Origin of the sequence: Clostridium frigidicarnis (assembly GCF_900111985.1) — a bacterium.
Lineage (GTDB): Bacteria > Bacillota > Clostridia > Clostridiales > Clostridiaceae > Clostridium_Z > Clostridium_Z frigidicarnis.
The window spans coordinates 46,604-56,824 of the sequence record NZ_FOKI01000022.1 but is presented as its reverse complement, the minus strand read 5'-3'; the positions used below and the strand labels follow the sequence as shown (position 1 = coordinate 56,824).

10 protein-coding genes are annotated in these 10,221 nt (G+C 30.6%); 8 read left to right on the top strand and 2 right to left on the bottom strand.

The window, feature by feature from the left end; translation table 11 throughout:
* The coding region (locus BM119_RS12985) for an IS1/IS1595 family N-terminal zinc-binding domain-containing protein (RefSeq protein ID WP_341465757.1) at positions 1–240 on the bottom strand (240 nt) is incomplete at its 3' end.
* Positions 241–361: 121 nt separating this feature from the next.
* On the opposite strand from BM119_RS12985, the gene BM119_RS12980 reads away from it, so the two are divergent.
* The 5 genes from BM119_RS12980 to gltA all read left to right on the top strand — a co-directional run bounded on the left by BM119_RS12980 (position 362) and on the right by gltA (position 6,821).
* Entirely contained in the window at positions 362–898 is a 537-nt protein-coding gene (locus BM119_RS12980) for a hypothetical protein (protein ID WP_090042088.1), read from the top strand.
* 225 nt (positions 899–1,123) lie between these two features.
* Positions 1,124–3,061: a sigma-54-dependent Fis family transcriptional regulator gene (locus BM119_RS12975; RefSeq protein ID WP_090042092.1), complete on the top strand. Its 1,938-nt coding sequence runs from the start codon at positions 1,124–1,126 to the stop codon at positions 3,059–3,061.
* A gap of 395 nt (positions 3,062–3,456) precedes the next feature.
* Complete coding sequence (locus BM119_RS12970) at positions 3,457–4,530, top strand: 2,3-butanediol dehydrogenase (RefSeq protein WP_090042085.1); 1,074 nt, start codon at positions 3,457–3,459, stop codon at positions 4,528–4,530.
* 18 nt (positions 4,531–4,548) lie between these two features.
* Entirely contained in the window at positions 4,549–5,439 is an 891-nt protein-coding gene (locus tag BM119_RS12965; RefSeq protein WP_090042083.1) for a sulfide/dihydroorotate dehydrogenase-like FAD/NAD-binding protein, read from the top strand.
* The gene (gene gltA / locus BM119_RS12960; RefSeq protein WP_090042082.1) at positions 5,439–6,821 is read left to right on the top strand and encodes an NADPH-dependent glutamate synthase; all 1,383 of its coding nucleotides are present in this window, start codon (positions 5,439–5,441) and stop codon (positions 6,819–6,821) included. Before BM119_RS12965 ends, gltA begins: the two co-directional genes overlap by 1 nt.
* Positions 6,822–6,891: 70 nt before the next feature.
* Here gltA and BM119_RS12955 read toward each other — a convergent pair whose 3' ends face one another.
* Positions 6,892–7,158, bottom strand: a complete 267-nt coding sequence (locus BM119_RS12955; protein WP_090042080.1) for a hypothetical protein — start codon at positions 7,156–7,158, stop codon at positions 6,892–6,894.
* 275 nt (positions 7,159–7,433) lie between these two features.
* On the opposite strand from BM119_RS12955, the gene BM119_RS12950 reads away from it, so the two are divergent.
* From BM119_RS12950 to BM119_RS12940, 3 genes are all read left to right on the top strand, one after another.
* The gene (locus BM119_RS12950; RefSeq protein WP_090042078.1) at positions 7,434–8,393 is read left to right on the top strand and encodes a glycosylasparaginase; all 960 of its coding nucleotides are present in this window, start codon (positions 7,434–7,436) and stop codon (positions 8,391–8,393) included.
* Positions 8,394–8,533: 140 nt separating this feature from the next.
* On the top strand, positions 8,534–9,202 hold the full coding sequence (locus tag BM119_RS12945; protein ID WP_090042077.1) for a response regulator transcription factor: 669 nt from the start codon (positions 8,534–8,536) through the stop codon (positions 9,200–9,202).
* Complete coding sequence (locus BM119_RS12940; protein WP_090042075.1) at positions 9,199–10,218, top strand: sensor histidine kinase; 1,020 nt, start codon at positions 9,199–9,201, stop codon at positions 10,216–10,218. Before BM119_RS12945 ends, BM119_RS12940 begins: the two co-directional genes overlap by 4 nt.
* The last annotated feature ends 3 nt before the right edge of the window (positions 10,219–10,221 follow it).

The following is a 10,221-nucleotide window of genomic DNA, read 5'->3' as shown; positions in this document are numbered from 1 at the left end:
ACATTTTTTATTATTACATTTATAACGATTGTAATATTTATAAGAATGATGTAAGTATGTACCCTTACCACACATAGGACATTTAGGATAATTTAATTTAGGTAATCCGTCGCCATCGCCTAAGGCGAATTGACGCTTACATTGTGTACACTGATACTTTTGATTAGCCTGCTTATTCAAACCAAACTTATACAATTTATTAGAATGGCAGCGAGGACATTTTATATTAGCTTTGTTCATTGTTCTTCTCTCCTTTTAAGGGGGTATTATTTTGTTTCGCAAACTTATTGTATTTCCTTAGGTTGAGAAGATCAATGTTCATATAACTTAACAGATCGTGTGAACTTTACGGGGGGAGAATATGATAAACATAGAAAATCTTAAAGAATTTGCTCAACCATATTATGCAAAAAAGGATATAATGCACAATTTATGCCATATAGGTAGAATATTAAAGTCTGTTGAAAAGTTACTAGAACACGGTGAATATAATGTAGATATGGAGATTGTAACATGTGCGGCATATTTTCACGGATTTATCTATAATAGCGAAAAAGATATAGTTGAGTGGTTAAAAACACAAGAAGTCGCAGAAGATAAAATAAGTAAGATAATTAACGCAGCATGGGAAGCACAAAAGGATAAAGTGCCAGTTACATTGGAAGGCAAAGTATTACATGATGCATATATGACTGAAGGAGAAAAAACATATTTAGTTGTTAAATCATTGATAATTGGTTGTTCTAAAAAACAAACCCTAGAAGAGACAATTAAATATATGGAAGATAACGTATTAGATAAAGGAAGCTGTTATTTACCAGAGGCACAGGAATTTTATATAGAGCAACAAAATTATGCAAAAGAATTTGTACATAATTTAAGAGATGGATTAAAATAATAGAGGATAGCATACTGACTTCTGATTTTTTGAATATACCTAAAATATAAAAAGCACTAATCTTTGGATAAGTGCTTTTACTGCTTTAGGCACATTCAAAAAAATAACAAGTCATTATGCTAGTCTATTTTCTTTCATGTGCCTTAAAAAGGTTTCATGGTATAATGTTATAATTAGTAAATTTTATGTGATGAGGTTATTATATTGGGTATAGGAGAGGTTATTGTGGATGGATATATGAATTTTATAGCTGAAGCATGGGAAACATTTATAAACACAGGACATGTACATAAAAATGTAAGAAAAGATATTGCAGATTCATGGATAAGATGTAGGCAATATGGAGTTAATCCTATGAATGGAAAAGGAAGTAATAAGCATCCATTTATAGATAAACTTATAGGAAGGAATTCAGAGCTTATTTCAGTATCAAAGCCTATAATGGAGGGGCTTTACAATATAGTTAAAGGTTCAGGATTTGCAATAATTTTGTCTGATAAGGATGGATACATAATAGAAGTAATAGGTGATGAGTCTATAATGGAGAGAGTTAATGAACTTAACTTTTTAAAAGGTGAATTATGGACAGAAGAAGCGGTAGGTACCAATGCAGTAGGTACAGCACTATATTTAGATAAACCTATACAAACAATAGGAGCAGAACATTTTGGTATTAATCAACATTCTTGGACTTGTTCAGCATGTCCAATACATGATGAAGATGGAAAGATAATAGGATGTATTAATATGTCGGGAAATTATTACGATGCTCATTCACATACTTTAGGGATTGTTACAGCTGCAGCTCAATCAATACAAAAACAATTGGCATTAACTATCTCTTACAATTTATTAAATATAACATTTGACTCAATATCAGAAGGTATGATTGTACTTGATGAAAGATTAAAGGTTAAAAGAGTTAATGGTAGAGGTTTAGAAATACTAGGTATAACATTAGAAGAGACGATTAATTTAGAGATGAATAAAGTATTATTAAGCTTAAATTTAAATAACATGATAGATGAAAAGTTTAAAATAGTTAATAATTTAGAGTGCGATTTTAATATAAAAAATTCTAGAATAAAATGCCTTATAAATGCTGTTCCTATGAATGTTAATGAAAAAAACATAGGTATAGTTATAACTTTTAGGGAAGTAAAACATGTACATAAGTTGGTTAATAAGCTTGTAGGATATAAGGCGTCCTATACATTTGATGACATAATTACGATTAATGATAAAATGAAAGATTTAATTTTCTTTGGCAAAAAAGCAGCCAAAAGCGATTGTAATATATTGATTGAAGGGGAAAGTGGTACGGGAAAAGAATTAATAGCTCAATCTATACATAACTTTAGTAATAGAAAAAAGGGGCCTTTTGTGGCAGTAAACTGTGCGTCAATACCTAGGGAATTGGTGGAAAGTGAACTTTTTGGATATGAAAAAGGAGCATTTACAGGGGCATCGAAGGAAGGTCATCCAGGTAAGTTTGAATTAGCAGATGGTGGGACTATATTTTTAGATGAAATTGGAGAACTACCCCTTGATATACAAAGTAAGCTTTTAAGAGTTCTTGATAATGGAAAACTTATAAGGATTGGTGGAACTTTTGAAAAACAATTAGATGTAAGAGTAATAGGTGCTACTAATAGGGTGTTAAAGTCTGAGATACTTAAGAGGAATTTTAGAGAAGATCTTTATTATAGATTAAGTGTTATGAATATTAAAACCATACCCTTAAGAGAAAGAAAAGAGGATATAGAGGTTCTAGTTAATCAGTTTATTAAGTCTTTATCATTAAAGGATGGTAAATTTGTAAAAGATATAGATAAAAACTACATAGAACAATTAAAAAAAAGTAAATGGCAGGGTAATGTCAGAGAACTTAGAAATGTAGTTGAACGTGACTATTATTTAAGTGAAGATAAAATGATTTATATCCATGAAGAAGGTAGTAATATAAAGCTAGATATTAATGATAAAATCAATGAATCAAACATAGAGTTTACAGAAACAGTATCTCTTGATAAACTTGAAAAACAAGCTATAGAAGCTGCAATAAAGAAAAGTAATGGAAATATGGTGAAAGCTGCTGAATTGTTAAATATTGGTAGAGCTACTCTATATAGAAAGATTAAGAAGTATAATATTAACAACTAAAATGTGTATCAAAATGAGATTCAATAATAAGTGTATCAAAATGAGAATTCGATTATGTATCATTTTGATACATTTTTGTTTAGGTACTTAAATATATTGACATATTTTTAACTAAAAGCTCTGCTTATTAAGTTTTTAAAGTCTATTGTTTTCAACAAAAGTGTTGTATTTGACAAAAAAATATAGACGAATAGCCTTGTTTTTGAAAAATGGCATGGTTATTGCTTATATAATTAAATGTGAATTAATTAACGTTAAATTTTTGTCGATATAAGGGGAGTTTAGTATCAGAAATATTAAGCAACCTTATAAAATATGGAATTTTATTAAAGTAATCAAACTTAGAAACTTTATTTAAAGTTAAAAATTATTTGAAAAATTTGGAGGGGAAAATTATGAAAGCAGCATTATGGTATGGAAAGAACGATGTAAGAGTTGAAGAAATAAATGAACCAAAGGTTACTAACGGAAATGTAAAAATAAAGGTTAAGTGGTGTGGAATATGTGGCTCTGATTTACATGAATATTTAGGAGGACCAATATTTATACCAGTAGGACAACCTCATCCTTTAAGTGGAACAACAGCACCAGTAGTTTTAGGTCATGAATTTTCAGGAGAAGTAGTGGAAATCGGAGAAGGTGTTTCAAAGTTTAATGTAGGCGATAGAGTTATAGTTGAACCTATAGTTGCCTGTGGAAAATGTCCAGCATGTTTGGAAGGTAAATATAATTTATGTTCATCATTAGGATTCCATGGCCTTTGTGGAAGTGGCGGAGGACTTGCAGAATATACTACATTCCCAGAGGAATTTGTGCATAAGATACCAGACGCTATGTCTTATGAGCAAGCAGCTTTAGTAGAACCAATGGCAGTTGCATTACATTCAATAAGAATGGCTAATTTCAAAATAGGAGACACAGCTATAGTATTAGGGTCAGGTCCAATAGGATTAGCAACTATAGAGTGTTTAAAAGCTGCAGGAGCAAAACTAGTTGTTGTACTTCAAAGAAAATCTATAAGACAAGAATATGCAAAAAGGGCAGGAGCTGATTTTGTATTAGATCCAAATGAAGTTGATATAGCAGAAGAAGTTAAAAAACTTACTAATGGATTAGGTGTTGATGCAGCCTTTGAAACAACAGGAGCTAAAATAGGTTTTGATACAGGACTTAACAGCTTAAAGTTTGAAGGAACAATGGTTATTACAAGTATATGGGAAAAAGATGTAAACTTTAATCCTAATGTATTAGTATTTACGGAGAAGAAGATAGTTGGAACATTAGCTTATAGACATGAATTTCCTGCAACAATGGCACAAATGAATGATGGAAGAATAAAGGCAGAAGGTTATATAACAAAAAGAATACATTTAGATGATATTGTAGAAGAAGGTTTTGGAGCATTAACAGGACCAGAAAAGAAAAAACATGTAAAAATATTAGTAACACCAGATAAATCTCTTCTTTAAGAAATTGGAGGAATAAGAATGTATAAAATATTAACCAAAAAAGTTTTAGCACAAAATATATATTTAATGGATATAGAAGCACCAAGAGTTGCAAAATCTTGTTATCCAGGACAGTTTGCAATAATAAAAATGGATGAAAAGGGCGAGAGAATTCCTTTAACTATTTGTGATTATAACAGAGAAAAAGGTAGTGTAACTATAGTATTTCAGACCTTAGGAGATTCAACTCAAAAAATGGCGTTTTATGAAGAGGGAGATAGTTTTTCTGACTTTGTAGGACCACTTGGAAGACCTTCAGAGATGATAGATGAATCTTTAGAAGAATTAAAGAAAAAGAAAATAGTTTTCGTTGCAGGGGGAGTAGGTACAGCTCCTGTATATCCACAGGTTAAGTGGTTACATGAAAATGGAATAGATGCAGATGTTATTGTTGGAACAAAGACAAAAGATACATTAATATTAGAAGAAGAAATGAAAAATGTTTCTGGAAATCTATATATTGCAACAGATGATGGTTCTTATGGAAGTAAAGGGTTAGTAACAGAGGTTTTAAAAGACCTAGTAGAAAATAAAACCAAAGAATATGATTTATGTATAGCTATAGGACCAATGATTATGATGAAGTTTGTAACTATTCTTACAAGGGAATTAAATATAAAAACAATAGTAAGTTTAAACCCAATAATGGTAGATGGAACAGGTATGTGCGGAGCTTGTAGAGTAACAGTTGGGGATAAGGTTAAATTTGCCTGTGTAGATGGTCCGGAATTTGATGGTCACCTTATAAACTTTAATGAAGCGATGAGAAGACAAACAATGTATAAAACAGAAGAGGGAAGAGCTGTATTAAAGGAAAAAGAAGGGGATACTCATCATGGTGGATGTGGACATTGCGGAGGTGATAAGTAATGGTTAAGATGAAAAAAGTACCAGTAAGAGAACAAAATCCAAAGGTAAGAGCAACCAATTTTAAGGAAGTCTGCTTAGGATATGATATAAATGAGGCTATGGAAGAGGCATCAAGATGTTTAAACTGTAAGAATCCAAAGTGTGTAACAAAATGTCCAGTAAACATAATGATACCAGAATTTGTATCACATGTTAAAGAAGGAAATATAGAAGAGGCAGCAAGAGTAATATCAAATTATTCAGCCCTTCCAGCGGTATGTGGAAGAGTATGTCCTCAGGAATCACAATGTGAGGGACAATGTGTACTTGGTATAAAGGGTGAGGCTGTAGCCATAGGAAAGCTAGAAAGATTTGTAGCAGATTGGTGCAGAGAAAATGGAGTATTTATAGCTGATAAGAAAGAATGTAATGAAAAGAAGGTTGCAGTTATAGGAAGTGGTCCAGCTGGATTAACTTGTGCAGGAGATTTGGCAAGACTAGGATACGATGTAACTATATTTGAGGCATTACATGAGCCAGGTGGAGTTTTAGTATATGGAATACCAGAATTTAGACTCCCAAAGGATACAGTTGTTAAAACAGAAATAGAAAACATAAAGAAATTAGGAGTGAAAATAGAGACAAATGTTATAGTAGGAAGAACTGTAACAATAGAATCATTGTTAGAGGACGAGGGATTCCATGCTGCGTTTATAGGATCTGGTGCAGGACTTCCAAAGTTCATGGGAATAAAGGGTGAAAATTCTAATGGAGTATTTTCAGCTAATGAGTTTTTAACAAGGACAAACCTTATGAAAGCATTTAAAGATGGCTATTCTACACCGGTTAAAGTAGGAACTAAGGTTGCTGTAGTTGGTGGAGGAAATGTTGCTATGGATGCTGCAAGAACAGCTTTAAGATTAGGTTCTGAATCACACATAGTTTACAGAAGATCAGAATCAGAACTTCCAGCAAGAGTTGAAGAAGTACACCATGCTAAGGAAGAAGGGGTAGTATTTGATCTTTTAACTAATCCTGTAGAGATATTAGCAGATGAAAATGGATGGGTTAAGGGCATGAAATGTGTAAAGATGGAACTTGGTGAACCAGATGCATCAGGAAGAAGAAAGCCAGTTGAAGTTCCAAATTCTGAATTTATATTAGATGTAGATACAGTTATAATGTCCCTTGGAACTTCACCAAATCCATTAATATCATCAACAACTAAAGGTCTTGAAATCAATAAGAGACAATGTATAGTTGCAGAAGAGGAAACCGGATTAACTACTAAGGAAGGCGTATATGCAGGTGGAGATGCTGTTACTGGAGCAGCAACAGTAATACTTGCAATGGGGGCAGGAAAAAAAGCTGCTAAAGCAATAGATGAATATTTAAATAAGTAATTAAATTAAAACTTAAAGCATTGCCACGGTAATTCTAATGTATAATTAGAAATTCCGTGGTAATGCTTTTTTAAAATGATTTTTCTTTCATTTTTTTTCTAGATGGCAAAATAAATATTAAAACCAGTAATATTATATCTAGGATTTTTATGTAACCTGAATTAAGAAAATTATAGAATTCTATATTTTTATCAGGATTAATTATAAATAAAACTGAAATAAGCGACAGGGCACAAATTAAACTTATTGCTAAGTTTCTTACTTTTTTTTCTTTAATATATTTAACAGAATAATAAACTAAAAGTCCTATGAGTAATATTAGTCTGCCATAATCCATGTAGAACACCTCCATACAATTTATGCCATATAATTATTAAGCCTAACACATCATTATTATAAAGCAAAATGCTTTAATATATCCAAAATTTTTTAAGAACATGACCTTTAAGGAGTTTGTGTGTTTGAAAATACTAGTATTTCGTTATCCAAACTTTTGAAAAGTGGAAGGAGCTTTAGCTTGCGGCATAGAACACATATGTAAATTAGTTTATGAACTATATGAAAAAGAAAAAATCTAATAAATGATGAGTAAATGATTGGGGGAAAAGATATATGAAGTGGGCAATGATAGCAACTTGGAGAATGGCCATAGATGGAATAACTGAGGGATCACAATTATTAAAGGAAGGAAAAAGGGCAGGAGAAGCTGTAGAAACAGCAATTAAAATGGTTGAAGACTATCCATTTTATAAATCTGTTGGATATGGAGGACTTCCTAATGAAAATTGTGAAGTTGAGTTAGATGCTGCTTACATGGATGGTGATACGCTTTCCATTGGAGCTATAGGAGGAATAAGAGATTTTAAGAACCCTATAAGTATAGCAAAAAAACTAAGTGAAGAAAGATTTAATTGCTTTTTAGTTGGGACAGGTGCTGAAGATTATGCTCGTAAAAATGGATTTGAAAGAGTAAATATGCTTACAGATAGAGCAAAACAATATTACGAAAAGCGTAAGAGAGAAACTATAGAAAAGGGTCTAAGTCCTTATGCAGGGCATGATACTGTTGGAATGATAGCGCTAGATTGCAATAAAAAGATGGTTGCAGGAACTTCTACTAGTGGATTGTTTATGAAGAGAAGAGGGAGAGTTGGAGATTCACCAGTTTCAGGATCTGGATTTTATGTTGATAGTGAAGTAGGTGGGGCTTCTGCAACAGGACTTGGAGAAGATTTAATGAAGGGATGCATATCCTATGAAATTGTTAGATTAATGAGGGAAGGATATCACCCTCAAGAGGCAGCAGACAAGGCAGTAAGTGATTTAAATGATAAATTAACTAAGAGAAGAGGAAAATCAGGAGATTTATCAGTAGTTTGCTTAAATAATAAAGGTAAATTTGGAGTTGCTACAAATATAGAAGGATTCACATTTTCAGTAATTACAGAAGAGCAAAAGCCAACAGTATATTTGTGTGAAAATGAAAATGGTAAAACAACTTATGAACCTGCTAGTGAAGAATGGTTAGAAGCCTATTTAAAAAGAATCAAAAGTCCTATAACTTTTGATTAAGGTGATGATAATGAAAAAGATATGAAAGTTATTACTTTAAATTGAATAGTTTGATATTATTAGTATATTTATTATAATAAAAGTAAGCCTTATATATTATGTAATGGCTTTTGAAAAGTAATATATTAAGGAGACAGTATATGTTTAATATAATGATAGTTGAAGATAATGAACAATTACAAAAAGAGATATCGAATCTTTTGGTTAATAATGGATATAACATTATAAGAGTTAGTGAGTTTAATAATATACCTAAACAGGTTAAAGAGAATAATCCACATTTGATTTTGTTAGATATTAATTTGCCTTATGATGATGGATTTAAGATATGTACAGAAATACGTAGTTCTTCATCAATACCAATTATATTTGTTACAAGTAGAAATACTAATATTGATGAACTTATGAGTATAACTTTAGGTGGGGATGATTTTATCACAAAACCTTATAACACACAAATTCTATTGGCTAGAATAAATGCACTTTTGAAAAGAGCATATCCTAATGAAAAATCAATGGATATTATAGAATACAACGGTGTTAGGTTAAATACATTATCTAGCAAAATAGAGTATGATGGTAAAGATGTTGAGCTTACTAAAAATGAACTTAAGATACTTCATTATTTATTGATTAATAGGGGCAAGATAATATCTAGAGTAGATATTATGGAATATTTATGGGATAGTGCTTTATTTGTAAATGATAATACTCTTACTGTAAATATAACTAGAATAAGAAATAAGTGCGAAGATATTGGAGTTAAAGATTTTATAAAGACTAAAAGAGGACAAGGGTATATTATATGAGTTTAAGTGATTATTTAAGAGGAAAATCTAATATCATATTGTTAAATGTTATATTATTAATTATATTAAGCATATTTCTTTTTAGTGTAGGAAATACATTTGATACTATAATGACTATTACAATAACTTGGAGTGTAGTATTCATTATATTTTTAATATATGAATATAGAAAAAGAAAAGCATATTTTGGTGATATTTTAAAAACAGTAGAAAGATTAGATAAAAAATATCTTATCAGTGAAATTATAGATTTACCACCTTATATTGATGCGGTTCCATACTATATGTTAATGAGGAAAGCTAGTAAGTCTATGCTTGAAGAAATAAATAACATTAAGACCCAGCGTAAAGATTATAAAGAATATATTGAGCAATGGATTCATGAAGTAAAAACACCAATATCCTCTATTAAGTTAATAGAAGAAAATAATAAGACAAATACATCAAGATCAGTATTGAAAGAATTGGAAAACATAGATAGGTTTGTTGAACAAGCATTATTTTATGCAAGAAGTGAGGAAGTTGAAAAGGATTATCTTATAAGAGAGATTTCTCTAGAGCAATGTGTGAATGAAGTTATTATAAGAAATAAACAAATATTTATTTCAAATAATATAGATATTGATATAAATGATTTATGTAAAAATGTTTACTGCGATAGCAAATGGTTGGAGTTTATAATAAATCAAATAATAGTTAACTCAGTGAAGTATAGAACAAAAGATTTCCCAATAGTTAAAATATATACTAAAGATATTAAAGATGGGGTTCAACTGATTATTGAGGATAATGGTATAGGAATACCAGATAATGAAATTAATCGTGTATTTGAAAAGGGTTTTACAGGTAATAAAGGTAGGATAAATCATCAATCTACAGGAATAGGACTATATCTTTGTAAAAAATTATGTAATAAGTTAGGTTTATTAATAACTGTAGAATCAAAGGAAAAAGTATATACCAAAATAGTAATTACATTTCCTAAGGGAAGTTTCTGTAAAATTGGAGCTGTATAATGC